Consider the following 26185-nt stretch of genomic DNA (forward strand, 5'->3'; position numbering starts at 1 on the left):
GTGGGCCCGGCTGCCTACAGCCGGGCCCCGGCACATGCATACCTCACCCGCCACGCATGGAAAGGGCAGCGTCGATGGTGCGTGCCATTGGCTGGGAGTTGCACTACCGGGACGTCAGTGCCAACAGCAACAAGGTCTACCGGGTCATCGTCACCCACCGCCTGTTGATCACCAACTACGCCAAATACGGCGCCTTGGGTCAGTTCCAGTTCCAAGCCCTGCCCAGTCTCGCGCAGGTCCGAGACCGCGCCGTCAGGATCACGACGGAGAAGGAACGCAAGGGTTACCGGGCATCTCGGCCGGTCACCGAGTTCGAGATCGCCCTCGATGACTACAGCGAGGTCTGCGACGGCGATCAGGGTGTGCAAAGGCATGTCCGCCAGCGCATCCTCGACAACCTTCTCGCCGCCGCGCCCGAACTGACCCACGACTGACCACACCCACCTTCCCCTCGTTGGTCTCCGCGCTCATACCCCTCGTCTCAATCCCCTCGTCGGCGGCACCCCTCCTGGCCGCCGCTCACCAACTGGAGGTCGTCATAACTACGCCAACTGCTGCTCAGGCCAAAGCCCGCTTGGACCAGCTCGACGAGGACTACTTCATGCAGGGCTCCGCACCGGCCGGCGCCGCCGCTCACCCACTGCTGCCCCCGATCGGGCCGCGCCCCAGGCCCAACGGCGAGACCTACCATCCCCGCCAGATCGGCTCCTTCGAGGACCTGGCGCTCCTGCGCGCCATCCGCGAACAGGGGCAGCATGTCCTGCTCGGTGGGCCCCCCGGATGCGGTAAGACCGCCGCTGTGGAGGCGGCGTTCCGCTCCCATGACGGACCGGGCCTGCTGACGCTCGTCGGCAGCGCCGACACCACCACCGCCGACCTGCTCGGCAGCTATCTTCCCAATCCCGACCCGGCCACCGTCACCACCAGCCCATACGTGTGGGTCCATGGTCCGCTGACCTTGGCGGTCATGTGCGGTCTGCCGCTCCTGCTCGACGAGGTCACCATGATCGACCCGCGAGTCCTGATTCCCCTATATGAGGTGATGGACGGCCGCGGAGAGCTGCGCATCCCCGGCACCAACCTGCCAGCGATCCCCGTCGCTAGAGGGTTCATGGTCTGCGCGACGCACAACCCCGACGTTCCCGGGGCGGTGCTCAGCGAGGCGCTGCGGGACCGGTTCACCCATCACTGGCAGGTCGAAAGCGACTGGCAGCTCGCCCGGGACCTCGGCGTACCGACAGAGATCGTGAAAGTCGCGCAGAACCTGGACCGCGCGCGGCAAAGGAGCGAACTGAGCTGGAGCCCACAGCTGCGGTCCCTGCTGGACTTCCGGGACATGGCCAACCTGTACGGCAAGGAGTACGCCGCCGGCACCTTGGTCGCCAAGGCCCCCGCACACGACCGCGACCAGATTCTGGAAGCGATCCAGCAGCTGTATCCCACGGTAACCGTGACCCAATTCGGCGGAAGGTACGGCGCGTGAACCTCTCCGACGACCCCGCCGCGCAGATCACACCGCCGCGGCGGCGGCGCAAACGCCCGTGGAACAAGGCCAAGGAACCGGATGTCGACCCAGCGCTGGCCAGCGCCCGCGCTCACCTGGTCGCCCGCCTTAACCTGATCATGGAGGCGGTCACCGGCCGCCCCGAGGTGCTTGCCCGCATGGTGTGGGACCAGCCGGAGGAGACCCCACCCGGCTGGTTCGAGCCCGACAACGCGCAGATCACCATCAACGGCGACCGGGTACTCACCGACGGCACCCACCCCAGCGACGTGGACCCGACCACCGCGCTCGGACGGTTGGAGCAACCGGTGCTGATCGGGGTGTGCGCGCACGAAGGCGGGCACGCCCGCGCCGGGTGGGATCTTCGGGAGCTGGCGGCCCGCACATCACCGCGTGTCAGGTCAGTGGTGACCTACCTGCTGGAACCGTGGGTGGAAGCCCAGCAACTGCGTCACCGGCCCGTCGACCAGCGGTGGCTGCGCACCGCCGCCAAGCACATCTTGCAGTTCCCCCCACCTGGCGGAGAACAGTCCGAGGAGGAGCAGCGTGCCCGCGCCCTGGCGGCCGCGCTGCTGGTGCTGGCCCGGGTCGACGCCGGAGTGCTGCTACCCGATGACACCCGTCAGGTCGAAGCCCTGGTGACCGAGGCCCTAGGCGCCGAAGTGCTCGACAGCCTGCGGACATTGTGGCGCCAAGCGCTCGCCGCCGAGGACGGCGACTACGACACCTTGATCGACGCCGCCACGCAAATCACCATCACCATGGGCTGGGACGATGACCGCGACGTCCCCGATCTGCCCGTGCTGGCCTGCCACGGCGGACACGCCGCTGCGCCTGGGTCCCCCGGTGCGACCAGCGGAGCTCCTACCACGAGCGACCCCGGCGACGGTGCCGCCGATCCGCCTGCTCCCGATCCTCTTGCCGACGCCATCGATCAGTTGACCACCACGGTGGCCGAGGACGCCGTCGCTGACGTCGAAGCCGAGCTCGCCGAAAACCGCGTATCCGCCAGCCCCGATCGTCAGGTCCTGGCCGAACGCGCCAACGAAGCAGCCGAAAGGGAAGCCGCCGCGCAAGCAGCCCACACGTTCGACGGTGGACCCTCCACTACTCTGACCGGGCCGATACACGGGTTCCGGCACCCCACGCAGGCCGAACGGTCCGCCGCCAACACCCTGGCGACGCATCTACGCCGCGCCCGCCAACGTGATCACCGTGTCGCCGTGGTGACCAGCAACGTCCCACCCGGACGCCTACGGATGAGAGAGGTGATGCAAGCCGACGCCCAGCGCCGACTGGGCCTGGCGGTTACCGCCCAACCGTTTCTCCGCCGGCAGCGGACCAGGGTCACCGAACCCGCTCTCATCATGGGTTTCGCCGCCGATGTCTCCGGGTCGATGTCATCTACCGCCGAGGCGCTAGCAGTCTCGGCGTGGGTATGCGCCCAGGCGGTCCGCCAGGTCGAAGGAACCGCGGCCGCGATCGCCTGGGGCGACAAGCTGACCCCCCTGATCTGGCCCGGCATACCGCCCGACCAGGTGCCGCTACTCAGCGCCGATGAGGGAACCGTAGTCCTGCCAGGAGCCATCCGTGCCCTGGACGGCGCTTTGGGCCTGTCATCGGGCACCGGTGCACGTCTTCTCGTCATCGCCTCCGACGGCGAACTCGCCGGCAAGGACGCTGCCGGCAACAACCCTGCCGCCATCGCGCAGGGACTGATCGATCGCCTCATACAGCGCGGATGCGCTGTGCTGTGGCTGTGTCTGGACGGCGAGCCCCGCGTCATGCGGGGCGCCGTTGAGGTGGATGCCCACGACCCGGCCAGCGCGGCCAACGCCATCGGGCAAGCGGCAGTCGAAGCGCTGCGCAGGGCAGGCGGCTGAAGCACCTCACCACCTAGCCGCACTCACCCTCCCGACATCTCCATCGAGGGCGTGCCCCGAGCCCGAGCGCCTTCGGGACCGCCGCACGGAACCTTTACGCGTGGGAAGGCCAAGCCGCGGTTCGCAGCCGCCTCTGGCGGGCCTTCCCTCGCGTGGGGAACCCGTGGACAGCCCCTATGCCGGCGGCCCATGAGTCGCCACGACCGCGATCACCAACGGAGACACGCGTGAGTGACCCGAACACCAACGACCCTACGCACGAGCGCCACCACTGCCGAGGTCATCGAGACGATTCGCGTCAACAGGCGGGAGGCCGCCCCGGGACCGCGCCGATCGAGACGACGGAGGAGTGGTTCAGGCAGGCGTGGGACCTTGGCCTGGCCCCGATGACGTTGCGCCTGGCGATCGAGGGCATCGCCTTCTCCATCGGCCGACCGGCCCGCCGTCAGATGGTGGTTCACATCCCGCTCATGTCGACCACCTACCTGTGGGTCACTGGCGCCGAGAACACTCCCGCCGACGACATCGAGGAACTGCACTGGCACATCTGGAAGCTCGACGCCCGCAACGCCCATCCAGAGGACGAGGAGATCATCCTCGGTGACTCTGTCAGCACCGCGGACGCCCTCGACGTCATCGTCACCGAGCTGCACAAGGCGAGGTCCCATGCCTGACAAGCGGTATGTGAAGGCGAGCGACGTCGTCGGCAAGGCCACCGAGGCCGGCCTGCACAGCTCATGAGTTGTCACGTCCTCCCGCCGGAGAGTTCGCCCTCCGGCGGCACTGCCTTCATCGGCTGGAACCGCGAGCTGTCAACATTCTTCATCGTCCACATCACCCCTCCGGTCAGAGCCACCACAGCCGTCACGGCCACAGCTCGCGGCTTCACCCCCTGCGAGATCCCCACCATCGCTGCCCTACATGCCGTCCTGGCTCGACACGGGGTCAAACTGCCCGAGCAGGTGACCCGGAGACTGCGGCAAGACATGACCGATGAAGGAGCCGCATTCGGCGGTGGCTGTACCGCCAGCTTCCTTCCTGAAGCCGCGATAACGCTCGGTTCCTGACCTTCATAGCGAACCCGTTCCCGCAGTCCCAGCCGCCCCCGTAGCGCGCGAGGCAACAGGAATCCCGTCGCTCGGACTGCACGTTCGGCCCTCTCCTCCCTGCGCACCTTCTCTACGAGGAGACATCGTGTCCAACCTTCCGGCCCTGAGAAGCAAGGCGGCTAGGGATGCGCCACACCCTGCACCACCTGCCCATGAGAACACGCCGATCGCTGCCCTGCTCGACGAGCTCACCAAGCGGAAGCTCCGCCTTCAAGCGGCTACCGCCATCGCTGAACGCGCTGTGTCCAAGGACAGCGGCGAAGCTACCAGCGCCCTCGGGCTCGCCGGGAAACTCCGCTCCCGCATCCACGAGATCGAATCCACCCTGCCCTTCGAAGGGCACACCGTCGTCATTCCAGCTCGGGCAGGCTTCGGCCGCGTACGGCTCCACCTCGTTGTCCAGCTGATCCGCTTGCTGGACGGCGTGGTGTCTGAATTTGCGATCTCTCAGACCCGGTTCAGACACGGTGACAGCTCCCTCAGCTGGTCAGCGCGGGCCGATCGCGCCCCCTTGATCGCCGCGATCCTGCCCGAATACCTGCGGGACATCGACGCCGCCGCCCAGCAAGCTGCCCGCATCCACCGCGACTACCTCAAGACGCTGCCCGACAACCACCACATGCCATCCGAGCGAGAAGACCTCGTGCGCCCCTACCGCCGCACCTACATGCGCGTGTACGGCGGTTCCCTGGCCATCAGGATCGCTCTCGGCATCGACACGGACCGGACCAGCATGGCCGCCGCTCCTGGAGAGAACGCTGCGATCGACGCCGCCAACGCCGTCGCTGATGCCGACATCACCCGCTACGCGATCAGCGGTCCCCTGCGGGTGTTCGCCCTACCTGCCGTCGTCTAACGACTCACTGCCTGGCACCGGGCGAGCAGTTCCTTTGCCAGCCCGAACCTCTTGGATCACGAATCGGCGAAGCCACGCCGAGGGCAGTGCCGCGGTCGACGTGTCCTCAACCTCTCTGCAGCGGGTGCCACACCGCCACTGGATCAGGTGGAATTCCCATGACGATTGACGCCCCCCCCAGCCGGTATCGAGACACTTACCCAGATCCTGAAGTCCACCGCTCAGGACCTCGACGTCCTCTTTGAGCAGATGGACTGGGCGGAGAACGAGATCGCCGCCGGGATCCGCCGACACCCTGCCTCAGCAGACCTGCTGTTCCACAGCTTCACGCTGCTCAGGCCAACCAGTAGGCACATGGCCACGGAGTTCGTGTACAGGGCGCACTGCCGTGAGCTTCTCGATCGCGCCGCCACTGGCCAGGACACCCGATTTGGGACAGCTGTTGAGGTGTGCTGCGCCTGCTGCGACTCCAGCCAGCTTGCGCCGCTGACTTCACCAGCGGCAGGTCTCTACCTGCGCATGTGGGGCATGGCATTTCCTGGTTTGCCCATGTTCGCTGACAGCCACGGGCATCACGAAGCGTTGGAAGGGACGCAAATCGACGAGCTCGAGACCAAGCTCCGTCGCAAGCTCACTGTCAAGGAACGCAGGCTCGCCACCATCGAATGCAGCGGGCTGCACCACGGCAAACGAGTTCAGTGCAAGTACACCCATCTCCGCCCTGATGACGCGACGCGATCGGGTCTCACCGAACGACAGTTGCAATCTGCGCCTGCAGCAAAGCCAGTCACAATCACCAGACCACACAGAACAGCACGGCGTCAGCCGCCGATGCCCGAGCCGCTGTTCTAGCAGGGCGTCCTCTCTACACGGGCAACGCAGACGTGCCCAGCGCTGCCTTGCCATCCCTATCGAGCGGGCGGACCGCTCGACATCAACGACGTGGCGCCCCCTGAGGTGGACCGTCACCTCCGACAGGTGCTGGTGCGCCTCCTCGTCGAGGCCGGCACTCGGTGGCGCTCTCGTCAGCGAGCACGCGCCCGCATCGCTCCTCCCAACCAAGTCGAGCGCACCCCGCTCCGATCTCCCCTGCCCCGGAACATCATATGAATCGCGACAGCCTCCGAGACCCGCTCCTGGGCCTGCTCCCCCTTGCCATCTACGAACTCCGCACCACCACCTTCCCCGAACGCCAGGCGATGGCGACCGCCGACACCACCACCATTGCCTCCCGCGCTGACCAGATGCTGTTCACCACACCTGGCAGAACCGGGCCCTCTGGGGTTTTGGCGAGCGTGGTCCGTGGCCTGGCCTGCGCGGCGTACCAGCCAGGCGGCATCACTGCGCTCGGGGTACACGCCTGTGTCTGGGAACATCCCGGATGTCCCGGCGCACCTGGCCGACGCGCACGGTGCTGCACATGTGAGACAGCTTGCGGCGTCACCACTGGGTCAACCGGATGCCCCCCGGCCTGCTCGTGGTGCCGCAACGGATGCGCGACGGACGGCAGCTGCTGCCCGCCAATACATGCAATGGGCCGCGTCGTGGCCGTCTCCGCCACGCCCACCTCAGGTCCACATCAGCAATGACTCGTCTGCCGGTGTTCCTGCTGGGCACCCCCGAACCGAGCTGGCTCAATCGCGAAGGCGCCATCTGGGAAGGTCACGAACACGTGCCGCTGTTCGTGTCGTACTCCCGGCTTCGGCGCTTGAAGAAGAAGCTGCCGCGCGCCCGGGGCCCCTGGGCTCTGGATTCCAGCGGCTACATGCACCTGCGGGGCCGAGATTCAAACGCTCCGCCGAGGCGATGGACCGTCGAGCCCCAGCAGTACGTCGACGATGCCCGTCGCTATGCCGCCGAGATCGGCCAGCTGCGATGGGTCGCGCAGCAGGACTACATGTGCGAGGAGGAGGTGCGGCGCAGCACGGGGCTGTCGACTCAAGAGCATCAGCGTCTCACCGTCGAAAACCTGCTGCTGCTGCGCTCGCTGGCGCCGGAGCTGCCCATCGTGCCGTCACTGCAAGGATGGACACCCGGCGACTATCGCCGGCACCGAGCAATGTACGCAGCCGCTGGCATCGACCTGCGCCAGGAGCCGCTCGTAGGACTCGGGAGCGTCTGCCGTCGCCAGACGAGCATCCCCATCTGTCTGTTGATCAAAGAACTGGCAGAGGAAGGAATCCGAGTACATGCCTTCGGATTCGGCCTCCCCGGCCTCCGCATGAGCGGTGAATACCTTGTTTCCAGCGACTCGCAGGCCTGGTCGTACAACGCACGCTCCAACCCTGGTGGCTCTCGTGAATGCGCACACAAGAGCTGCAACTACTGCGCCCGCTGGGCTCTGGCCTGGTACAGCGACATCATTGCGCGAAACCTCGCTCTCCCCACTTTCCATCCCGCCCCGTAACCCACGGCCGGCGAGCATGCGCTCCAAGCCGCCCTGCCGATCGACTACAAGAGCCAGAAGATCAGCGCCCCGAGGATGACGGCAGGCGAGGCGCTGCTCGCACTGCTCGACGAGTAGCCGGATGGGGCCTGACAGGAAACAGGAGAAGTTCCCCTGATGAGTAAGCAGAGCAGACAGCCGAGCAGGACTCGGGTGCTGATCGAGTTTCCCAGTCCGCAGGCGGCGGTGGAGTGGTTCGACGCGGCCGCCGCCGTGGGCGCGGTCCCGGCCGGCAGCGACCTGTTCCGTGCGGACGACCTCGACGTCGCCCGCGGTGTGCCGCGCGGGGTCTACCTGGTGCGGAAGACAGCCGACCGGCCGGAGGCCATGGCGCTGCGCGGCATTCTGGACGCCCGCCGGGAGCGGGCCCGCAAGCGCGCCCATCTCCGCAGAGGTGCGTGATGGGCGCGAAGCGGGTCACCGTGTACGCGGCGGTGTGCGACGGCTGCGATGAGCGGCAGCACACCGACGTGGACGACGGCTACCGGCCCAGCCTGGCCGCGCTGAAGCGGTGGTTCGAGTCCAGCGAACGGGACGGCGGCGTCCACGGTGTCGTCGTGGACGACGGCGCGACGTGGATCTGCGGCCGGTGCCGCTCCCGGCGGCACCGCTTCCGGGGCAACCGGCGCGGGCAGGGCCACTGCAGGGTGTGCGACTTCACCAAGGACGAGCTGCGGCGGATGCTTGACGCGCACGCGACGGGACTGCGGAAGCGTGACGGCAGCGGATGCCGCCAGTGCGGCGAGCTAGGGCAGCCGTGCTGGGCCGCAGAGAGGATCGCCGGCGAACTCGAGGTCGCGATCGCGGCCGATGGGACGGTGACCGGCCCGGCCGCCCAGCCGAAGGGCAGGCGTGTGCCAGGCTCGAACACGAGAACGAGAAGGAAGGGATCGACCCGATGAACGGTCTGCTGCTGCGCCCGCTGGCGCCGCCGGATCAGCCGCACCTGCACAACGGGCAGGTCGTGTACGTCAAGCGCGTCCACGGTGATTCCGTCACCTACGACGAGGCGATGCTGTGCAACGTGACCCAGGGGCCCGGGGCGATGGGCTGCTCGTTCTCCTGGCGGACGGAGTTCGGCCAGTACGGCTGGGCCAACGCCGGCTGGGCCGACGTGCCCGACCGTGTGTCGCTGTCGCGGGACGCGATCCTCAAGGGGATCGGCCTGATCGAGGAGTGGCTGTTCCTCCCGTCCCCTGGCCACCACCCGGAGGAGTTCACCGCGTGGCCGACGCCGCAGTACGGCACGGAGATGCTGGTGAACCTGCGGGTGCCGGGCACGGGGGAGGACGCGGCCCGGCTCCTCGCGCTGCTGGAGGACGCCCTGGAGGAGCTGCGGCACGGGGCGCGGCTGGTCGGGTCGCTGCAGACGCCGATCGCCGACCGGCGGTTCGCCTACCTCGACAGCCAGGGGCAGCGGGTGGTGCGGCTCGCCCGGGACATGCCGGACGAATGCCTGGAGCGGGCGGTGCCGGTGTCCGGCGACGTCGACCTGAGCGAAGGCGAGGCGGGCCGGTGAGCAAGGAGGAGATGACATCAGGACGGGAGCGCACACGGGTGCTGCTGTCGCAGATCCGGAAGACGGCGCCGTACCCGAGAACCGAACGGACCCACTCTTGACCGAACCCCTGCGCCTGGTGCCGTTCGGCGCGGACCGCAACACGCTGGCCGCCCTCCTGAACAACCACCCCGACTGGACATGGCGGGGCACCGCCAACGACGGCTTGTACCACCTGTACGGCCACGAGCGGTTCGCCGAGGCCGACGATGACGCGATGGTGTTCCTGCCCGCACTCGACCGCTCCGCCCGCCGCGACGTGCAGGACAAGCTCGACAAGGCCGCCGGCATTGTCAACGCGATCGAGCTGGGCCTGCATCCCACCACCCCACGCGAGGCCATTGAAAGGCTCACCGCGATCGCTCGTCTCCTGTCGCCGTGCTCGCCGCCGACCGCCTGGCCCCACGGCGCGACCGGCCACCAGGTGATCAGCAAGCTGGTTCGGGACGTCACGCGTTGCCCGGCCCACCCCAGCGCCACCTGGCCGTGCACGGCGACTAAGGCCGCCTGGCACGCCCGCGGCCTGATTCCCGCCGTCGAAGCGGCCCGGATCATGAACTCACTGCCGACCTTCATTCTCTGACCCTGACGACCCTCGCCGCGGCGTTGCTTACCAAGGCTCGCGTCCTGATCGAGCATGAGTCAGGCAAGTAGGCCACGATCACCGACGTCAGCACGCGCGACGCCGGTACCTACGGCACGAGCCGTCCCGAGACGCGCGGCCCACACCCTGCAGCGGGTGCGCGAGCAGGTCCACGCGCTGACAGAGCATCTGAACGAGGCCGAAGCCGAAGCAGACGAGCAGGCCGCCGCACGGTAACGGTTGACGCAGCCAACCCACTCACGCCGGTCGGGGTGCCTCGGTCGCTTTTCAGCCCCGGCAGCGGAAGAACGCGCCCAAGGACGCGCCCATGCCCGATAACAGCATGCGGACGCCTGCATCGGATGCGAGCACCACAACGACAATATCGACTGACAGGAGGCACATCGCCATGGCGAGATTGAGCGACATCCTCACGACCAGGCGAGTCCGGAGACGCTGCTACCGCACCGAGTTCCCCGGATTCGGCACTTTCGAAGGAGCCAGCGCCGCGGAGGCCGAGGCCGCCGCGGTTCATGCCTTTCAACTGTTTCACAACATGAACGACGACTGGAAGCGCGCTTTCATCCTCTGCAGCGACGGCAAGACCCTGCTGTTCTGCTACGCCACTGCGAACGGCTGGGCGTTGGAGACCATCCACCTGGACGAGGCGGATCCCGTTACCACGATGGGCGCTCGGCACGGCAAGGCCATGTTCGTCGGACGTGAAGGTCGACGCCGCACCTGGACAGAGTTCCTCGCCGAGGCCGCAGAGTTCGCTGCGACCTACGGAGTCCCGACCCTTGACGCTGCGACCGCCTACTGCGGTGCACCGCAGTAGCGGCGCGAATCGCTTACCCTTCCCCAGCGAGAAACGACCAGCTTCAGACAGTTCACGCCCTGACGTCCGCAGCCGCCGCCTCGTCAGTCGCAACCGGATGCGTGCACCGCAGATTCAGGATCGGCGGTGATCGCGTGGCACCTTCTGCGGACCCCCTGCTCCTCCTTGCCGCTCTGAACGACATCGAACGAAGAGTCGCCGCCGCATACGCGGATGGATACCGCGACGGCTTCACCGCTGGCTACGAAGTCGGATACGGCCGCCGCTGCCATGAGGAGACAGAGGAGTGGCGGAGACTCAAAGAATCCATTCACCGGCACGCACGCTCTCCTACCACGAGGGAGCGGAACGCCTGCGGTGAGAGCCCCCCTTGCAGTAAGCCTCATCTCTCTGGATGTTCCAGGTGCATTCGCGCAGCCGCAGCCGCTCGTCGCGGCGGCGATTACCTCGGCGGGCCAGTCCTCTGGGAACCACAGCGGGCAACAAGGAAAGCCGCGTGAAAGGTTGTAGCCGATTTGACCAGCAGGAGATGCAGCCGACATGAATGCCTTCAATCCAACCCTGGACACTGCTTACCTGACTGTCGAGTTCGACATTCGCGCCCTCGGCGGAGCCACACCACAAACCCGCGAGATGGTACGCCACCTCGCCTTCACGCCCCACCTGCTGCGCCGCCTGATAGACCGCACAGCACACCTGACTCGGGCCGACGCCGCTCGCGTTGTCCGAGACGAGATCACGATGGCTCTGGCCGCTGAGATCCCGGAGCGGTTCGAGACCTACTCACTGCAAGGGGTTGTCGTCCGCGGCTGGGTTGAGAAGGTCGACTGGGGATCCGTGGCAGGGTACGTCAGGTGGGTTCGCGTCGGCACGGCTGCCGCCGCAGCCCCCAGTGGAGGGGGACCCAGTAGCGGCATTTGCGGGTGAATCACCGTCGAGGGCGAGGGCGAGCGGTCGTGACGGCTCGCCCACGCCCGCAGCGAAAAGGCCCGCTACATGCGCCGATTGGGACGGTTGGACGATGGCCTCACGGCGAGCGGCCACGCCGACATCTGCGGCACTCGCGTCGGGTCCAGCGGCCGGCCTTTGCTCCAGCCCGGAGCGGTGCCCGAACGCGGGAGAGACGCCCTCTCGCGCTTGGCCCCGGCGCCACCGGGACTCTCCCACGGGTCCGCCCGCTTCGGAAGGCCACGCCGCGCTGCGCGCGGTCGCCCTTCGGGCGAGCCTTCCTACGCTCCTGCGGACCCGTGGGAAACCAGTCCCGGCGCCGGGCCCAGGCGCGAGACACCACCTGGGCCCAGCGCCCACCAGAACGTATGTGAATACCTGCTAACCGAGCGAATCCAGGCACCGAGCAGCAACTCCTAACGAGGAGCGCAGCTCAGCGGAGTGCCATTGCGAGGGCGAACGCCAGTCGCTATCGCAGACGCAGCAGCGAAAGAGGTAGGCCCCCGGGAACTCCTCCAGGGCTTTCCGCAGATTCCGCCGTCCAGCGCAGCTCACTGACCTTCACGGCCCGTCGCCATGTCGGCGGCGAGGGCGTGCACTCGTGTCCGCCGTCGGACCAGGTCCACCACCTGGCTCGGCCTGCCCGAAAGCAGTTGCACAGTGACGGATCTACATACCGAAAAGCCAGCGACGCCGATGGGCAATGGCGAGGTCCTCCTACCCGGCAGAGTGCCGGCCACCATCCTGCGCGTGCGTGAGAACGGCCAGTTACTCAAAGTACGGGATCCCAAGGGAAAGATCTGGCACGTCGTCCGCGACCAGGAAGGCGCCTGGACCTACCTGTGAAACCAAGCCTGCAACTACACAACTCGCAGGAGGGGAAGGCACCCATGACCGCTGACGTACTCGCGATCACGACTATCCCGAAACTGATCGAGAGCGTTACTCGGGTCACCGTTGAACTGTCTGCTTCGCTCCAGATCACCGATGCAGAAGGAGCAGGTGACAACATGCTCACGGCTCCGCTGGTGGTGGTGGGCGTCGACCAGGCCGAGAAGTTGGCTACCAGCATGGCCCCGCTGCGCGGCCGCGTGGTGATGGTGACCGACGATGGGTCATCTCACTTCATGCATGCTGTCACCATCGGCGCCCAGATGGTGATCCCGCTCCCGGCCGGCGAGCCCACCCTTCGAGGGTATCTATCGGCGCTGGCAAGGGCTTGAAGCCGCATCCTGATCCCTTCGCGCCGCTGCGCGGGAAACGATGCGAGATCACCGTATGCGGCTCGCGCCACCCGCCCGACAGCTCGGCCGTGCGGGTCTCCCTTGACCGCACAGAGGCATCTACATCGAACGCTGCTGACCCTATGCAGTCCAATGCCCCTGGCAGTGGCAGACCAGGGGCTTCGTCACGTCTGGAGGGAACCATGACCACCGTTCTCCCCCGAACGATCAACCTGCAAGGACCTGCCGACTACATCGCCGCGGCGGCGTACCTGCTGGGCTTCCACCCGCAGCGCAGCATCGTCGCCATGGCGTTCGAACCCACCGCCGACTCTCACAGCACGACTCGGGGATTGCAGTTCAGCGTGCGTTACGACCTGCCGGACCGCTCGGAGGACACGCCTGACCTGGCCCGGCACATCGCCGGACTGCTCACCCGGAACGGCACCGAGCGGGCGATGCTGATCGGATACGGGCCCGGGTGGCACGTCACCCCCGTGATGGACGCCCTGCGCGGCGCGCTTGAGGCGGAGGGCATCCAGTTGATGGACGCCTTGCGGGTCGAGGACGGCCGCTATTGGTCCTACACCTGCCCCGATCCCCACTGCTGTTCGCCGGACGGCGTGTCGTACGACGTGACCAACAGTCCGGTCGCCGCGGCGGCGGTCTTTGCCGGGTACGTCGCCCGCCCCGACCGCGCGACGCTCGAGGCCATGCTCACTCCGACGAGCGGGCAGGACCGGGAACAGGTGAGAGCCGCCACGCGTGACGCCTGCGCCCAGGCGCGCAGCCTGCTGACCGCTGCAGGCGATCGCGACTGGTATCACGAGGGCCTCGATCGGGTCGCCGCCGCGCTGGACCGTACCCAAGCCGGTGAGGAGCTTTCCGCCGACGAGGTCGCCTGGCTCGGCGTACGGCTTACCGCGATCTTCGTACGCGACGCAGCGATGACCCTGATCGGCCGATACGACGACGACACGCACATCAGGCTGTGGACCCAGCTCATCCGGAGGCTCGAACCCGACTTCGCCGCCCCTCCGGCCGCGCTGCTGGCGTTCCTCGCACTGCGCACCGGAGACGGCCCGATGGCGCGGATCGCCGTGGAACGGGCGCTGTCGGTCGATCCCCGCTACAGCCTGGCGCACCTGATCCGCACCGCCCTGGACTGCGGTCTACCGCCGGAGACCGTCTGCCGCATGGACTTCGCGGGGATGGCCGACGAGATCGCGGAAAAGGCCGCCCAGCGCCCGGACGGGACCCGCCCGGTATTGCCAGTGGGGTGGTGAGGCATGGGCTACGCCTTAACGCGGTCGGTCGCCCTGATCGGCGGCACTGCGCACGTCGTTGCCATCGAGGCCGATGCCGTGCCCGGCGACGCGGGATTGCATCTGGTCGGCCTGCCTGAGTTGTCAGTCTGGCCTGCCCGTGCTCGGATCCGAGCCGCGATCCTCAACAGCGGAACGGCCTGGCCGGACGCCAGGATTACGGTGAGCGTGTCGCCGGCGATCCCGCTGGGCCACGACGCGGCGGCCGATCTCGCACTGGCTATGGCATCGCTGGCCGCCGCCGGCCTCATCCCCGCAGAACAGACCGCCGGATGGGTGTTCGTCGGTGAACTGGCGCTGGACGGCGGGATACGCCCAGTAAGAGACGCCTTGCCGATGGTGCAGGCCGCTGTTCGTGCTGGAAGAAGCCGAGTCGTCGTCCCCGCAGAATGCGCGCGCGAGGCGGCGCAGGTCCCTGGTGCCATGGTCATGCCGGTCACCCGGCTGGCTGACGTTATCGACCAGCTTCGGCACAAGGCCCTGTTTCGCCACGACCAGGAGCCGGGGCCTGCGCCATCATCGTCATTCGCCTTGGACCTGGCCGACGTGCCCGGGAACCAGGTTGCCCGCCGCGCATTGGAGATCTGTGCGGCGGGCGGGCACCACCTGTTCATGCTCGGCGATGGCCCTGCCATCATGCTCGCGGAACGCCTGCCCGGCGTCCTTCCGCCGCTTGGTCCCGACATGGCCCGGGAGGTCGCCGAGATTCACTCCTGGGCGGAAGGGCTGGACGGCCGGCCGGCGACCATGCCGCCGTTCCACGCCCCCCACCACAGCATCACGGCGGCCGCAATGCTGGGCGGAAACGGGTCTGGCCTGGTTCGGCCCGGCGCGGTCTCCCTCGCTCATCACGGCGTGCTCTACATGGGCGAGGCGCCGGAGTTTTCCCGCCAGATTCTGGACGGGTTGCGGCGTCCACTGGAGACGGGACAGGTGATCCTCGCCCATGCCGAACACTCGCTCACGCTCCCGGCGCGCTTCATGCTCGTGATGTCCGCCCGCCAGTGCCCCTGCACCAGTGCCGAGCCATGCCGGTGCCCGCCTCTGGTCCGGCGCCGCTACCTTAACCGGCTCGCCGGACTGCTGGAGCGGGTCGAGGTCCGCGTCAGGCTCCAGCCCACGCCCTGGCCCTCTACACCAGGGGAGCCGACCGCGGTAGTCGCCGCGCGGGTATGGGAAGCGCGCGAAAGAGCAGCAGCACGCCTAGCCGACACGCCGTGGACAACCAATAGCCAGGTCCCGGCCTTGGAACTGCGTACCGTCTACCGCGCCGACCCTGCGGCCGTCGAAGTGTTGCGGTCCGCCCTGGACTCCGGCCTGCTCACCTCCGCGTCGTTCACGCGCGTTCTACGGGTGGCATGGACGTTGGCCGACCTCCGCGGCGCCGACCGCCCCTCTCATGACGACGCCGGCGAAGCTCTCCAGTTGTGGACGTTGTGGACCGACGGAGCTGTCGGGCCTGCCCACTGATCCCCTGGGCCAGGACCCCGCGGCTCGCGGACGTAATCCTGCCGCCGCTTCATAACCCCTCACCAGTGCGGACCTCTGCCCCAAGAGGACAACCAGATGTGCGGTCCCCTGATCACCGTGAACAAGGTCGTCATCCAGGGGCACCGGTTCCCGTTCGAGGACATCGACGACGTCACCTTCCTCGCCGACGCCGGGATCCGCGCGTACACCGACGCACTTGACTACACCCCCCCACCCCCGCCCCTGCGGCCGCGCCCCCGACCAGTAGATCACCCGGGGGCTGCCGCCCGGCCGCCCCGCCCTACCCCCTGGAGACGACACGATGAACCGGCACCAGCCGGCCCTTGGCCAGCGCCTCGCCGCCCGCCGCGGCTGGATCTACTCCGCCCCCGGCATGCCGGTCGGCCGGGGCGCCGCCGACATCACCGTCTGGGTGGCGACCTACCCCGGCGGAGAGACCGGCGTCGCCGCCCTGGTCTCCGACTGCGACAACGGCCCGACCGTGATCAACGGCATCGAGTACATCGAGCCCGCCGTACGCGCCGAGTTCGACGCCCCCAACCAGCCAGTCACGCTGATCGAGCACACCTCGGACGGGTTCTTGGACGAGGCGTGGATCGGGTCGGACGGTCGCGCCTGCTGGCGTCGCATCTGGCCCACCACGGAGGTCAACCCCGACCACGCCCAGTTGGACGCGTGGGCGGAGGTGAACGCCGCCGCCTTGCACGCCGCTGGGGTGACTGCGCTGCTGGAAGGGATGGCGAAGCTGTGACACCCCTGGCCCGCTTCAACGAGCTGAACCGCGCACACCGCGACGCGTTCCGAGAGGCGATCACCCGCCGGCTGGCCGACGTCCCCGGCCTGGAGTTCGACCACGGCAGCAGCCGAGTCATGACCTGGCTGTCTTGGGGCGGCCGTGGAGATGCCGGCTACTGGGTGAGCGCCGGCCTGCGGCACTACGAGGAGCGCCCGGAGGACGACCTACCCGCGTACATCCTGGCTGGCTACGTCGAAGACGACGGCGACGACGAGAAGACCCGGAGCGACCGCTCCCTGCTGGACGTCGAGCTACCCAAGTGGGTTGCCCGCGACGCCGACCTGCACGCCGCGATCATCATCGCCGCCGTCTGCGAGCACGGCGCACGCAACGGCCTGACCGCGGAGACGAAAGCGTGATCGGCGGACGACTCAAACCCCGCCGGGTGGACTTCCTCTGCAAGCCGGCCGCCGACCCCTGGACGCGCCTCTACCCGGAATGGGAGGACATCCCGAGCATGGGCTCAGCCGAGACGACGTGAGCGCCCTGGTGGAGCTGGGCCTGATCACCCTCGACGGCGAGCCCGCCGGCGCACGGACGGGCAACTCGTCCGCCTCCCCGGGCCGGCCGCGCCGAGATCGCCAAGCGGACGGGCGAAGCCGAGAGGACGAACCGGTGACCAAGACCGACATCCGCCGCGCCATGACCACCGTGGACGCCTGGAACGCCGAGCACCCCATCGGAACGGCCGTCCGCTACTGGACAGGCTTCCGCGAAGGGCCGGGGAAGATCAGCAACACCCGCACCGTCGCCCAACTAATCGCCGGGCAAAGCCCGGTCGTGTGGGTGGAGGGCGAAGGGTCGTGCATCTCGCTCACCCACGTCGAGCCGGTCGACGAGGAGCTGCGGGCCGCGTACGAGGCCGACCGGCGGGCCGTTGCCGAGTGCGCCGCCCGCCCCGGCGGGCACGCCTGGCTTGTCGAGGCGGAACCCGGCGAGGAGCCGTATCTCACGTGCGCGGACTGCCCCGCCACGGGCGACGACCTCTATCCGGATCTCGACATGCTGCTCGACTGGGCGCAGGACATCGGCGGGACCCGCGTCCAGTTCGGCCGGGCGCTACCCGGCGACGCCGTCCCGTACTCCATCCCCGTCGCCGTGGAGCTGGAGGACGTCGTCAGCCCCGCCGGGCCGTGGGGACCCGCCGAGGTCCTGCGGACCAACGTCCTCATCACCTACCGCGAGGACGGCGCCGGCTGACCCGGCCGCCCAGGGCTGCCCACCACCTGCACCGTGTTCAAGCTGCGCCCCGGCCGCCGCCCCTCCACGCAGGAGGTCCTGGCGCTGGCCGCCGCTCTCGTCGACGAGGAGGACGAAACCGATGAGTAAGGTCACCGACGTCGAGGTCGACGCCGCCTGGTTCGAGCAGTACGACCGCGGCTGCTTCTACGCCGCGTTCCACCAGGGCCTCGCCCCGATCGCGCTGCGCCTGGCCGCCGCAGGCATCCCGTTCGCCATCGACCAGACGGGCGGGTACTGCATGACGATCGGCGTCTACCTCACGAGCGACCGTGAGCACTGGATCTGGGTCAACAACCCCGCCGAGTGCGCCGAGCCCGGCACCCCGGTCGACGACCTCCGCTGGTACGCGGCTCGGTACTACCCGGAGCACGACGACTACCCCGAGCACTGGGCCGCCCTGGTCGAGGGCGGCACCACCGAGCACGTGACCGCTGCCATCGCTGACCGGGTGAGGGCGCTCCGCACGGCCGGCGCGCACCCGAAGGTGCGGGACACCGAGACCCTGTTCCGCGACGCCTACACCGCGGGCCTGGCCCCGATGGCGCTGGCCCTGGCCACCATGCGGGTCCCCTTCACGGTCGAGCGGGTGGTCGGCCTGGGGCTGCGTGTGCCCCTCACGGCCGACACCTGCCTGCACGTCTTCGCCGCCGCCGACCAGACCGACGAGGACGACCCCGACGCCCTGCGCTGGAACATCCTGCTGTGCCCCGAAGACGAGGACCCGGACGAGGGCTTCAACGACGACGCCGAAGTCCGCCTCGTCGACGTCGACGACGTCCTCGGCGACGCCCTCACCACCTGGGACGCCCTGGCCGCCATCGGCGCGGCGCAAGAGACGGTGAAGACCGATGCCGCCTGAGAAGCACGTGGTCCAGATGTCGGGTGGCATCGGGTCGTTCTGGGCCGCCAAGCGCGTCGCCGAACGCCACGGCACCAAGCACCTCACGCTGCTGTTCGCCGACACCCTCGCTGAGGACGAGGACCTGTACCGGTTCCTCACCGACGCCTGCGCCCACCTCGACGTGGAGCTGACCGTCGTCAAGGACGGGCGCGACCCCTGGGAGGTGTTCCTCTACGAGCACTTCCTTGGGAACTCTCGGCTTGCGCCATGCTCCAAGCGGCTCAAGCAGATCCCCTGCCGCAAGTGGCTGGAGGCCAACTGCGACCCGGCCCACACCGTGGTGTACGTCGGGATCGACGACGGCGAGACGCGGCGCATCCCCGGCGTCGAGAAGGGCTGGGACGGCTGGACGGTCGAGTTCCCGATGGCCGACGAGCCGTACTGGTCGAAGGAGCGGATGCTCGCCGAGTGTGAGGCGCTAGGGATCGAGGTGCCGCTGCTGTACCGCCTCGGCTACGAGCACAACAACTGTTCCGGGATGTGCGTCCGCGCCGGCCAGCGGCAGTGGCTCAGGACGCTCGTCACCTTCCCCGACCGATACGCCCAGGCCGAGGCGAGGGAGCAGGAGTTCCGCGACCGGTTCGGCAAGGACGTGGCGATCCTCCGCGAGACCGTCCGGGGTGAGCGTCGGCCGCTGACCCTGGCCGAGCTGCGCCGCCGCGCCGAGACCGGCACGACGCGCGTGCCCGTGCCCGTGCCGGTCCGTCTCTGACCACCCATCACCACGGCGGCGGGCGACCGGCCGCCGTCACCATCCCCTCACACAAGGAGAAAGCACATGTCCAACGGCAAGCGCCTGGTCGTCCTGGTCGTCGATCGCTCCGGGTCGATGTGGGACATCCGGGAGGACACCGAGGGCGGCATCCGCGCGTTCCTCGCGGCGCAGAAGGACGCCCCCGGCGAGACCTTCGTCAGCGTCTACCAGTTCGACGACGAGTTCGAGACCGTCTGCGAGGTCACCCCGCTCGACGAGGTGGCTGACTACCAGCTGGTGCCGCGCGGCTGGACGGCGCTGCTCGACGCGGTCGGCAAGTCGATCGCCCTGACCCGCTCCAAGCTGGACGAGATGGGCGACGACAAGCCGTCTGAGGTGGTGTTCGTCATCAGCACGGACGGCGTGGAGAACCACTCCTCCGAGTACACCCTGGACATCGTCAAGAAGCTCGTCGCGACCGTCCAGGAGGAGAACGGCTGGAAGATGGTGTTCATCGGGGTCGGCATCGATGCCTTCGCCGCCGCTGGCTCCCTCGGCATCAGCGCCAACAGCACCCTGCACTCAGGCCGCGGCTCCACGCGCGCCGCCTACACCTCAGCTAGCCAGACTGTCATCCGCTCCTCGCGCGGTGGAGAGCTGGCCTTCACGCACGAGGAGCGCGAGGACTCGAAGTAGCGAGGCAATCGCAGGCTACGGGAAGGCACGCTCGCCGGCGAATGGCTGTCGCTGGTCATCGTCGACGTCTCGCCTGCCTTAACTGCGCGGGATTAACCAGATCGCCGAGTCGACGTCGCCCATCGGCGTAACGCCGAGGCCAGCGAGCAGCCCGGTGCCGCAGAGGTCTGCGGCACCGGACCCACCCCTCACGAGGAGAACGAGATGAGCCCTTTGCCTCTGCTGAGGAAGTACGACCGGGTTCGGATCGGCGACAGTCAGCTCGGCGTCGCGTGGCGTACGACCGACGACCGGGCACGCGTGTTTGTCAGACTGGACCGCCAGGCGAGCCTGGTCGAGGCTCACCGCGAGGAGGTCACCCGCTTGTTCGGGGCGGGCGACCCGGTGATCGTCTGGAGCTGCGGGCACGACCACCGCGGCGTCGTGGCCCGCTACACCGAGAACGGCTCCTACTACGTGGTGGAGACGATGTTCTACACCGGGTGCGACTACTACGCCTGGGACCTGCAGCCCATCTCGGACACCGGGTACGCCTTCGCCGCGAAGACCCGCCAGGACGAGCGCGGCAACATCTACATCCCCGGCACCCCGTGCAAGCACTGCGCGCCCCGCGAGTGCGACCCGAGCAACACCCGGCCGGTGCCCTGCACCCACGCCTACTGGCACGCCCGGCACGCCGTGGACAACTGGCAGCGGGAGAAGTCGCGCGGCTGGATCGAGGCCATCCCCATCGACGAGCTGCCCGACAACCTACAGGCCGAGATCATCACGGAGGCGAAGTGACCGACCGCAAATACGTCCACGAAGGCGAGGTCGTCGAGCTGCTCGCCAGCTACAGCGAGGCCGCCGTCTTCACCCGCATCGGGGGCAAGCGGGTCATGGTGGCCCTGCACCGGTGGCACGACGGGGAGATGTACGTCCCCCTCGGCAGCCCCGATGGGCACGGGCTGACCATGAGCGAGATCGGGTTCTTCCGCGTCGGCCGCGACCGCTGGTACATCCCCGAGGAGCACCTGCCGCCCAGGCGGTCGCTCGAGGACGCGCTCGCCGCGCACACCGGGGTCATCGTGCTCGGTCCGCTGTCCCACGGGGAGCACATGAGCGTCGGCGAGGTCGCCCTGTACGTCGACGGCCGGTGCGTGGAGACCGTCCGGCAGTTCATCGAGCACGCCACCGCCGAGCGCGGCACCGCTTGGCGGCTGGAGTTCATGGACCCGGCCGGCAAGCCGAGGACCGGCACCACCTCCGGTGGGCGCTCGTGCGCGCTGACCGCCCTGATCCACCACATGATCCACGTTCACGGTGGCCACCACTCGGAGATAGGCGTCCACCTCGCACAGGAGGTGACCTGGTGAGCACCGACCCGATCAGCCGCGAGATGGGCTACGTCGCCATCGCCCTCAACGGCGTCTACCAGGCCGCCAACGGCTGCGGCATGGATCGCATGGCGCTGCAGGACGCGATGAAGGCAATCGCCGAAGCCGTCTACGACGAGACCCCCACCCGTGACGCCGCGACCGCGAAGGCCTTGCAGGAGCGGTGGCTGAACATGTGCCAGATGACCGCCGAGATCCGTGAGGTGTGATGGGAGACATCACCCTGACCGCGAACGGGTCGGGCACCATCACCGTCCACCGCGACCGCCAGCCGATCGGCCGCGTGTGGTGGAACCCCCCGACCGAGGTGTACGTCGCCGAGACCATGACGGCCGAGGAGATCGGGCGGCACCCGCTGACCACGAACGCGATCGGCATGATCGCCGAGCACGACAAGGAGGACATCACCGATGCCGTTCGATGACGTGAAGGTCGGGGACTTCGCCACCTACCGGCCTCTGCTGGCGGCGCCGACGCTGCTCGCCGAGGTTGTCGAGGTCAGCCTGCCGCAGGCGTGGCGCGGCGGACGCCGCCTGGTCACCCTCGTGGCCCTGGAGGACCATGCGACCCGCGACTGGAGGCGCGGTCACGAGCTGACCACCGCCTGGGACGACGACGCCGAGCTCAACCCCGCACCCGCGAGCACCCACATGGGGTTGGCCCTTGTCGCCGAGCCCGCCTGGGCGGTATTCAAAGGCGGCCGGCCGTGGCACTGGTACAACTACGGCCCCGCCTGGATCCCGGAAGGGCTTCAGGAGGCGCTGAAGCCGGTGCCGATCAGCCCGCGGGTGTTCCGGTGCGCCGACCTTGCCGGGCAGTACCTCGAGGCATGCGGGGAGGGCGAGCCCGGCGACACGATCGAGCAGGTGCAGGTGAAGACCTGGCGCAGCGAGTACCTGCCGACTCCGAACGCCGCTAGGCACGTGCAGTACGTGCGGGCGCTGATCGTCGGCCCCGAGGTGCCCACCTGCTGAAGGGAGAGGCGTCATCAGTTCCAGGTCGACTACGTCGATGTGCTCGACGGCGTGGGTAACTCGCCGTTGCCATGTGCGACGACCCCCGGCCGCGGATGCTGCGCTTCCGAACACACGTGGCCCGCGCCCACCCTCGATCGCGAGTACGTCGCGTCCAACTGGTGGACTCTCGTAGCGGTCCGGTGCCCACGACAACACCTCCATCGTCGTGATCGACCTGCTGCTCTAAGCCACCAACTGATGTGGCGCCCCAGAACCCAGACCGCCTCACCAGCACCACATCGACTCCTACCGCTGTGGCAAGAGCTTTTTCGGCACCAGGGCCCACCACGTCTTCGTGACAGCCCCGTCGCAACTTCTAGTGACAGCGGAGCCGCTGTCACGTCCTATCCAACGACAGATTGGACTTCGATGAGTCACGCGCCTGCCCTTCCCAACGCCCACGTGATCGGCTTAGACGATGAGCGACGCGCCCGCCTCATCCTCATGCGGCTGGTCGAGGGCGTCGACACCGAGATCGGCCGGCACGTCGCACAGCATGGACCGCAGCACGCCGTGGCGGACATCCGCGCGGGCCATCTTGGGTCGGCCCTCAGCGTCCGGGCTGGCCGGGTGAATCCGGAGCAGGATTTCAACCACGGGCAGCATCTTGGGGCCAGGTTCCTCATCCCAGGCGACCCGGAATGGCCGGCTCAGCTCGGTGATCTCGGTGCGGCTTGTCCCTTCGGCCTGTGGGTGCGAGGCAATGATCTGCGTGCCGCGAGCGAACGAGCGGTTGCCATCATTGGCGCTCGCGCCGCCAGCGCCTATGGCGCGCACGTCGCTTCCGATCTGGGGGCCGGCCTGAGCAGTCGGGGCTGGAGTGTCATCTCCGGAGGGGCCTACGGGATCGACGGAGCGGCCCATCGCGGCGCTTTGACCGGATGCGCTCCCACCGTTTGCGTCCTCGCTTGCGGGGTCGACGTCACCTATCCCACTGCCCACCAGGGCTTATTCACCGCGATCAGGGAGAGGGGGACGCTCGTCAGCGAGTGCCCGCCGGGAGCATCGCCAACCAGGACACGTTTCCTTGCCCGCAACCGAATCATTGCAGCGATGGCGGCCGGAGGGATGGTCGTCGTCGAGGCCGCTGTGGCCAGCGGCAGCATGAATGCCGCAGCCCACGCCCTGCACATCAAGCGGTCGCTGGCTGCGGTTCCTGGCCCGCTCACATCGTCTCTCTCCACGGGCACGCATCAGCTGATCCGCGACGGCTCCGCTGTACTCGTCACTAGTTCCGACGACGTCATCGCGCTGGCCACCATCGCCTTGAGTGCGGGAGCAGGCACGTGAACATCTCCCGCTCGGCCAGCTGAGCGGGGAGACGGGCACCCATCTTTAGCCGGTTGAGATGCACCTGCATACGGCAGGCGTACGAGTCGAATTGCGCGGGGCGCAGGTGATGGTCGCCGTTGGCGCGAGCGCACTGCAGACGCCCCGACGCCGTCGCCGACTGCGCCGCTCAGGGCCACGCCGTCGACCTCCTGTACGGCGGGCGCCCGCCTCGGACGCTCGCCCCCGTCTGCTCCGTGGGAAGAAGGACCCATGCGCGTCACCGTCTGCCACAACCTAGATCGGGCTGGCGATCGGTACATGCCGGACGACAAACTCGTCGCCGTCTACGCCTGCACTCTGCCCCGCCTGCTCACCGAGATGTGGGCGCTGCCAACGGCGAGGGACCTACGCGATGCGTTTCTGCTGCCCGATCCGTGCGCGTCGCTCCGCCCTGACGAGCGACGCGCCGCCGCCGTGTACTGGGCGGCTGGGCTGCGCCCGTTCGCCCGAGGCGACATCCTCATCCTCGACGATCGATGGGCGTTCACCTGGTGCGCCTATGGGATGTGCGTCGAGCTGGACCCCGCAGACCTGGTGGTGAACCGACCTCTGCCTACCCTGCCCGCGCGGTTACATCTCACTCTTCGACGGGATCTTCAAGTGGTGGTCCGGCCGCATTGAACAAGCTACTCACTCCCGCGCCGCGAATCCCAGGAGCGTCCCGTCGGGGGCAGCCTGCCCCCGACTCCCCTGATCGGAAGGAGATGTCGTGGTCGACATCAGCAACGGCCTGTTCGTCATCCCACGCTCAGGCCGCATCGAAACAGACCCGGAATGGAACAACGGCTGGCTGATCACCCCAGCCGATCGGGCCAAGAACTTCGTGGAGGTTGGGAAGGACCTAGGCGTCATCACCGACCAGCAGTGGGAGGACCTCGACGACGCCGACGACTACACGGAGGCACTGGAGGGCCTGCTCGCCGGGCTCGGCTACACCCTGCTCGGGGAGGCCGACGTCGTGAACCTCAGCATCAGCATCGGTTAAGGAGGGCACCGTACACCGCCCTCCCCGCCGAATGGCGGCACCCGCCACCTAATCAGCACGACCCGAGCAAGAAACGCGACATGCCCACAACCATCGCCGACGTCCTTCCCTCAAGACCGGACGACCAGTGGAACGTTGAATGGCTCGACCAACAGGACGACGAAGGGGAGCTCATGACCGTCCTCGCGATCGACGCCGATACCGGCCAGGAGGCGGAGTTGAGGGCACTGGCCTTGGTCTCCGGTGAGTACGACGCCGACCTCCGCTGCGCCTTGGCGGAGGCCAATGAGGCCCCCTGGTGCCCGGCCGGTGGAGGGTCATCGTCACCTGGGACTTCGGCCGGGGGTAGCCAGCCCAGGACCCGGACAGTGACCACGCGCAGCGGGAACGGACGGGCCGCGGACCGCATCGCCCACAAGGTCACCCCGGTAGCTAACTGACAGCACCACAGAAGGCCACAGCTCCGGAGCCGGCCATCTGCAGAGGTCGGTCGGAAGGCGGTTTGGAGTTCTGTGGGTGGGTTGGTTCCCGTCCCGACGACTTGCAGCCTGCGGCCACGGCGGACGGGGCGCAAGCCTCGCCGGAAATCCTCACCCTTCGGGTGGCCGGCGAGGCTTGCGCCCCTTCCCCGCCGTGGCCGCTTACGGCAGCCAGTCGGGACGGGAACCAACCCGCCCACCCCGGAGAAGGGACTGGCCGATGTTGCTCACCAACGAGATGACGATAGCGGGGAACCTGGTCGACGACCCCGAGCTGCGCTTCACCCCCACCGGGGTCCCGGTCGCCCGCTTCCGCATCGCGTCCACCCCGCGCTTCCTGGACCGGCAGACCAACGAGTGGAAGGACGGCGAGGGCCTGTTCCTCACCTGCAACGTCTGGCGGCAGGCCGCCGAGAACCTCGCCGAGAGCCTCCAGCGCGGCTCGCGCGTGATCGTGCACGGCCGGCTGCGGCAGCGGTCCTACGAGACCAAGGAAGGCGACAAGCGCACCGTCTACGAGCTCGACGTCATCGAGGTCGGCGCCTCCCTGGCCTTCGCCACCGCGCGCCTCGAGAAGAACGCGCCCCGCTCCGGCGGCGGCCCCGACTTCTGGCGCGAGGCCTCCCCGACCCAGCCCGCCCCCGCGGCCGAGCCCACGCCGGCCGAGCCCGCGCCGCCGACCGCGGCCGAGCCCGACGGGGCGTCCGTGCCCGGGACCGGCCCCGCCGCCGACCCCTGGCGCACCGACTTCTCCGACGAGCCGCCCTTCTAACCACCCGGCGACACCCCAGCACACCGGCCGTCCGCTCCACCACAAGCGCACGGCCGGTGTAATTCCCAACTCACCTCTTCAGGCTTGTGCTCAGTGCGTGCACCGCGGCGACCACGAGCGGGCCGCGAAGGA

General features: G+C 68.4%; 33 protein-coding genes. All 33 read left to right on the forward strand.

Annotated features, from left to right (window positions below):
• Nucleotides 1-74 precede the first annotated feature (74 nt).
• Nucleotides 75-434, forward strand: coding sequence for a WGR domain-containing protein (locus QSK36_RS17840; RefSeq protein ID WP_285783189.1), 360 nt, complete (start codon nt 75-77; stop codon nt 432-434).
• A 140-nt stretch (nt 435-574) separates the two neighbouring features.
• Entirely contained in the window at nt 575-1483 is a 909-nt protein-coding gene (locus tag QSK36_RS17845; RefSeq protein ID WP_183544983.1) for an AAA family ATPase, read from the forward strand.
• Entirely contained in the window at nt 1480-3387 is a 1908-nt protein-coding gene (locus QSK36_RS17850) for a hypothetical protein (RefSeq protein WP_285783190.1), read from the forward strand. Before QSK36_RS17845 ends, QSK36_RS17850 begins: the two co-directional genes overlap by 4 nt.
• 227 nt (nt 3388-3614) lie before the next feature.
• Nucleotides 3615-4061: a hypothetical protein gene (locus QSK36_RS17855; protein ID WP_285783191.1), complete on the forward strand. Its 447-nt coding sequence runs from the start codon at nt 3615-3617 to the stop codon at nt 4059-4061.
• A gap of 520 nt (nt 4062-4581) precedes the next feature.
• Nucleotides 4582-5352 (forward strand): hypothetical protein, encoded by a 771-nt coding sequence (locus QSK36_RS17860; protein WP_285783192.1) that lies wholly within the window; start codon nt 4582-4584, stop codon nt 5350-5352.
• A gap of 249 nt (nt 5353-5601) precedes the next feature.
• On the forward strand, nt 5602-6204 hold the full coding sequence (locus tag QSK36_RS17865) for a hypothetical protein (RefSeq protein WP_285783193.1): 603 nt from the start codon (nt 5602-5604) through the stop codon (nt 6202-6204).
• A 733-nt stretch (nt 6205-6937) separates the two neighbouring features.
• Entirely contained in the window at nt 6938-7759 is an 822-nt protein-coding gene (locus tag QSK36_RS17870) for a deazapurine DNA modification protein DpdA family protein (protein ID WP_285783194.1), read from the forward strand.
• A 156-nt stretch (nt 7760-7915) separates the two neighbouring features.
• On the forward strand, nt 7916-8200 hold the full coding sequence (locus QSK36_RS17875) for a hypothetical protein (RefSeq protein WP_285783195.1): 285 nt from the start codon (nt 7916-7918) through the stop codon (nt 8198-8200).
• Nucleotides 8200-8700: a hypothetical protein gene (locus QSK36_RS17880; protein ID WP_183544967.1), complete on the forward strand. Its 501-nt coding sequence runs from the start codon at nt 8200-8202 to the stop codon at nt 8698-8700. Before QSK36_RS17875 ends, QSK36_RS17880 begins: the two co-directional genes overlap by 1 nt.
• Nucleotides 8697-9317, forward strand: coding sequence for a hypothetical protein (locus QSK36_RS17885; RefSeq protein WP_285783196.1), 621 nt, complete (start codon nt 8697-8699; stop codon nt 9315-9317). Before QSK36_RS17880 ends, QSK36_RS17885 begins: the two co-directional genes overlap by 4 nt.
• Before the next feature lie 97 nt (nt 9318-9414).
• Nucleotides 9415-9939, forward strand: a complete 525-nt coding sequence (locus QSK36_RS17890) for a hypothetical protein (protein ID WP_285783197.1) — start codon at nt 9415-9417, stop codon at nt 9937-9939.
• A 418-nt stretch (nt 9940-10357) separates the two neighbouring features.
• A complete protein-coding gene (locus QSK36_RS17895; RefSeq protein WP_285783198.1) occupies nt 10358-10777 on the forward strand; it encodes a hypothetical protein in 420 nt (139 codons plus the stop codon).
• Between the two features lie 540 nt (nt 10778-11317).
• Nucleotides 11318-11704 carry a hypothetical protein gene (locus tag QSK36_RS17900; protein ID WP_285783199.1) on the forward strand — a complete coding sequence of 129 codons (387 nt, stop codon included), beginning with the start codon at nt 11318-11320 and terminating at the stop codon, nt 11702-11704.
• Between the two features lie 911 nt (nt 11705-12615).
• Nucleotides 12616-12948, forward strand: a complete 333-nt coding sequence (locus tag QSK36_RS17905; protein WP_285783200.1) for a hypothetical protein — start codon at nt 12616-12618, stop codon at nt 12946-12948.
• 203 nt (nt 12949-13151) lie between these two features.
• The gene (locus QSK36_RS17910) at nt 13152-14234 is read left to right on the forward strand and encodes a DUF4192 domain-containing protein (RefSeq protein WP_285783201.1); all 1083 of its coding nucleotides are present in this window, start codon (nt 13152-13154) and stop codon (nt 14232-14234) included.
• 3 nt (nt 14235-14237) lie between these two features.
• Complete coding sequence (locus QSK36_RS17915; protein WP_285783202.1) at nt 14238-15743, forward strand: YifB family Mg chelatase-like AAA ATPase; 1506 nt, start codon at nt 14238-14240, stop codon at nt 15741-15743.
• A 322-nt stretch (nt 15744-16065) separates the two neighbouring features.
• Nucleotides 16066-16515 (forward strand): hypothetical protein, encoded by a 450-nt coding sequence (locus QSK36_RS17920; protein ID WP_285783203.1) that lies wholly within the window; start codon nt 16066-16068, stop codon nt 16513-16515.
• Nucleotides 16512-16919: a hypothetical protein gene (locus tag QSK36_RS17925; protein ID WP_285783204.1), complete on the forward strand. Its 408-nt coding sequence runs from the start codon at nt 16512-16514 to the stop codon at nt 16917-16919. Before QSK36_RS17920 ends, QSK36_RS17925 begins: the two co-directional genes overlap by 4 nt.
• Nucleotides 16916-17041, forward strand: coding sequence for a hypothetical protein (locus tag QSK36_RS17930; RefSeq protein ID WP_285783205.1), 126 nt, complete (start codon nt 16916-16918; stop codon nt 17039-17041). The genes QSK36_RS17925 and QSK36_RS17930 overlap by 4 nt, the downstream gene beginning before the upstream one ends.
• Before the next feature lie 134 nt (nt 17042-17175).
• Nucleotides 17176-17760, forward strand: coding sequence for a hypothetical protein (locus QSK36_RS17935; RefSeq protein ID WP_285783206.1), 585 nt, complete (start codon nt 17176-17178; stop codon nt 17758-17760).
• A gap of 121 nt (nt 17761-17881) precedes the next feature.
• Nucleotides 17882-18661 carry a hypothetical protein gene (locus tag QSK36_RS17940; RefSeq protein WP_285783207.1) on the forward strand — a complete coding sequence of 260 codons (780 nt, stop codon included), beginning with the start codon at nt 17882-17884 and terminating at the stop codon, nt 18659-18661.
• Complete coding sequence (locus tag QSK36_RS17945) at nt 18651-19415, forward strand: hypothetical protein (RefSeq protein ID WP_285783208.1); 765 nt, start codon at nt 18651-18653, stop codon at nt 19413-19415. Before QSK36_RS17940 ends, QSK36_RS17945 begins: the two co-directional genes overlap by 11 nt.
• A gap of 66 nt (nt 19416-19481) precedes the next feature.
• Entirely contained in the window at nt 19482-20093 is a 612-nt protein-coding gene (locus QSK36_RS17950; protein WP_285783209.1) for a vWA domain-containing protein, read from the forward strand.
• Nucleotides 20094-20297: 204 nt separating this feature from the next.
• Entirely contained in the window at nt 20298-20876 is a 579-nt protein-coding gene (locus QSK36_RS17955; protein WP_285783210.1) for a hypothetical protein, read from the forward strand.
• Complete coding sequence (locus QSK36_RS17960) at nt 20873-21448, forward strand: hypothetical protein (RefSeq protein ID WP_285783211.1); 576 nt, start codon at nt 20873-20875, stop codon at nt 21446-21448. Before QSK36_RS17955 ends, QSK36_RS17960 begins: the two co-directional genes overlap by 4 nt.
• Complete coding sequence (locus tag QSK36_RS17965; RefSeq protein ID WP_183545109.1) at nt 21445-21678, forward strand: hypothetical protein; 234 nt, start codon at nt 21445-21447, stop codon at nt 21676-21678. The genes QSK36_RS17960 and QSK36_RS17965 overlap by 4 nt, the downstream gene beginning before the upstream one ends.
• A complete protein-coding gene (locus QSK36_RS17970; RefSeq protein ID WP_183545110.1) occupies nt 21678-21893 on the forward strand; it encodes a hypothetical protein in 216 nt (71 codons plus the stop codon). Before QSK36_RS17965 ends, QSK36_RS17970 begins: the two co-directional genes overlap by 1 nt.
• Nucleotides 21880-22443, forward strand: coding sequence for a hypothetical protein (locus tag QSK36_RS17975; protein ID WP_285783212.1), 564 nt, complete (start codon nt 21880-21882; stop codon nt 22441-22443). The genes QSK36_RS17970 and QSK36_RS17975 overlap by 14 nt, the downstream gene beginning before the upstream one ends.
• A 486-nt stretch (nt 22444-22929) precedes the next feature.
• Nucleotides 22930-23775, forward strand: coding sequence for a DNA-processing protein DprA (gene dprA, locus QSK36_RS17980; RefSeq protein WP_183545112.1), 846 nt, complete (start codon nt 22930-22932; stop codon nt 23773-23775).
• Between the two features lie 252 nt (nt 23776-24027).
• A complete protein-coding gene (locus QSK36_RS17985) occupies nt 24028-24438 on the forward strand; it encodes a hypothetical protein (RefSeq protein ID WP_285783213.1) in 411 nt (136 codons plus the stop codon).
• An 88-nt stretch (nt 24439-24526) separates the two neighbouring features.
• Complete coding sequence (locus QSK36_RS17990) at nt 24527-24802, forward strand: hypothetical protein (RefSeq protein ID WP_285783214.1); 276 nt, start codon at nt 24527-24529, stop codon at nt 24800-24802.
• A gap of 80 nt (nt 24803-24882) precedes the next feature.
• On the forward strand, nt 24883-25242 hold the full coding sequence (locus QSK36_RS17995; RefSeq protein ID WP_285783215.1) for a hypothetical protein: 360 nt from the start codon (nt 24883-24885) through the stop codon (nt 25240-25242).
• Between the two features lie 259 nt (nt 25243-25501).
• Nucleotides 25502-26053 carry a single-stranded DNA-binding protein gene (locus QSK36_RS18000; RefSeq protein WP_285783216.1) on the forward strand — a complete coding sequence of 184 codons (552 nt, stop codon included), beginning with the start codon at nt 25502-25504 and terminating at the stop codon, nt 26051-26053.
• The last annotated feature ends 132 nt before the right edge of the window (nt 26054-26185 follow it).

The sequence above is a fragment of the Microbispora sp. NBRC 16548 genome (assembly GCF_030268985.1).
In the GTDB taxonomy this organism is placed as follows: Bacteria; Actinomycetota; Actinomycetes; order Streptosporangiales; family Streptosporangiaceae; genus Microbispora; species Microbispora catharanthi.

Coding starts and splice junctions, on each gene's coding strand:
- QSK36_RS17840 (WP_285783189.1), top strand. CDS start 75: ATGGTGCGTGCCATTGGCTGGGAGTTGCACTACCGGGACGTCAGTGCC.
- QSK36_RS17865 (WP_285783193.1), top strand. CDS start 5,602: ATGGACTGGGCGGAGAACGAGATCGCCGCCGGGATCCGCCGACACCCT.
- QSK36_RS17870 (WP_285783194.1), top strand. CDS start 6,938: ATGACTCGTCTGCCGGTGTTCCTGCTGGGCACCCCCGAACCGAGCTGG.
- QSK36_RS17875 (WP_285783195.1), top strand. CDS start 7,916: ATGAGTAAGCAGAGCAGACAGCCGAGCAGGACTCGGGTGCTGATCGAG.
- QSK36_RS17880 (WP_183544967.1), top strand. CDS start 8,200: ATGGGCGCGAAGCGGGTCACCGTGTACGCGGCGGTGTGCGACGGCTGC.
- QSK36_RS17885 (WP_285783196.1), top strand. CDS start 8,697: ATGAACGGTCTGCTGCTGCGCCCGCTGGCGCCGCCGGATCAGCCGCAC.
- QSK36_RS17900 (WP_285783199.1), top strand. CDS start 11,318: ATGAATGCCTTCAATCCAACCCTGGACACTGCTTACCTGACTGTCGAG.
- QSK36_RS17905 (WP_285783200.1), top strand. CDS start 12,616: ATGACCGCTGACGTACTCGCGATCACGACTATCCCGAAACTGATCGAG.
- QSK36_RS17910 (WP_285783201.1), top strand. CDS start 13,152: ATGACCACCGTTCTCCCCCGAACGATCAACCTGCAAGGACCTGCCGAC.
- QSK36_RS17915 (WP_285783202.1), top strand. CDS start 14,238: ATGGGCTACGCCTTAACGCGGTCGGTCGCCCTGATCGGCGGCACTGCG.
- QSK36_RS17920 (WP_285783203.1), top strand. CDS start 16,066: ATGAACCGGCACCAGCCGGCCCTTGGCCAGCGCCTCGCCGCCCGCCGC.
- QSK36_RS17940 (WP_285783207.1), top strand. CDS start 17,882: ATGAGTAAGGTCACCGACGTCGAGGTCGACGCCGCCTGGTTCGAGCAG.
- QSK36_RS17945 (WP_285783208.1), top strand. CDS start 18,651: ATGCCGCCTGAGAAGCACGTGGTCCAGATGTCGGGTGGCATCGGGTCG.
- QSK36_RS17950 (WP_285783209.1), top strand. CDS start 19,482: ATGTCCAACGGCAAGCGCCTGGTCGTCCTGGTCGTCGATCGCTCCGGG.
- QSK36_RS17955 (WP_285783210.1), top strand. CDS start 20,298: ATGAGCCCTTTGCCTCTGCTGAGGAAGTACGACCGGGTTCGGATCGGC.
- QSK36_RS17970 (WP_183545110.1), top strand. CDS start 21,678: ATGGGAGACATCACCCTGACCGCGAACGGGTCGGGCACCATCACCGTC.
- QSK36_RS17975 (WP_285783212.1), top strand. CDS start 21,880: ATGCCGTTCGATGACGTGAAGGTCGGGGACTTCGCCACCTACCGGCCT.
- dprA (WP_183545112.1), top strand. CDS start 22,930: ATGCGGCTGGTCGAGGGCGTCGACACCGAGATCGGCCGGCACGTCGCA.
- QSK36_RS17985 (WP_285783213.1), top strand. CDS start 24,028: ATGCGCGTCACCGTCTGCCACAACCTAGATCGGGCTGGCGATCGGTAC.
- QSK36_RS17995 (WP_285783215.1), top strand. CDS start 24,883: ATGCCCACAACCATCGCCGACGTCCTTCCCTCAAGACCGGACGACCAG.
- QSK36_RS18000 (WP_285783216.1), top strand. CDS start 25,502: ATGTTGCTCACCAACGAGATGACGATAGCGGGGAACCTGGTCGACGAC.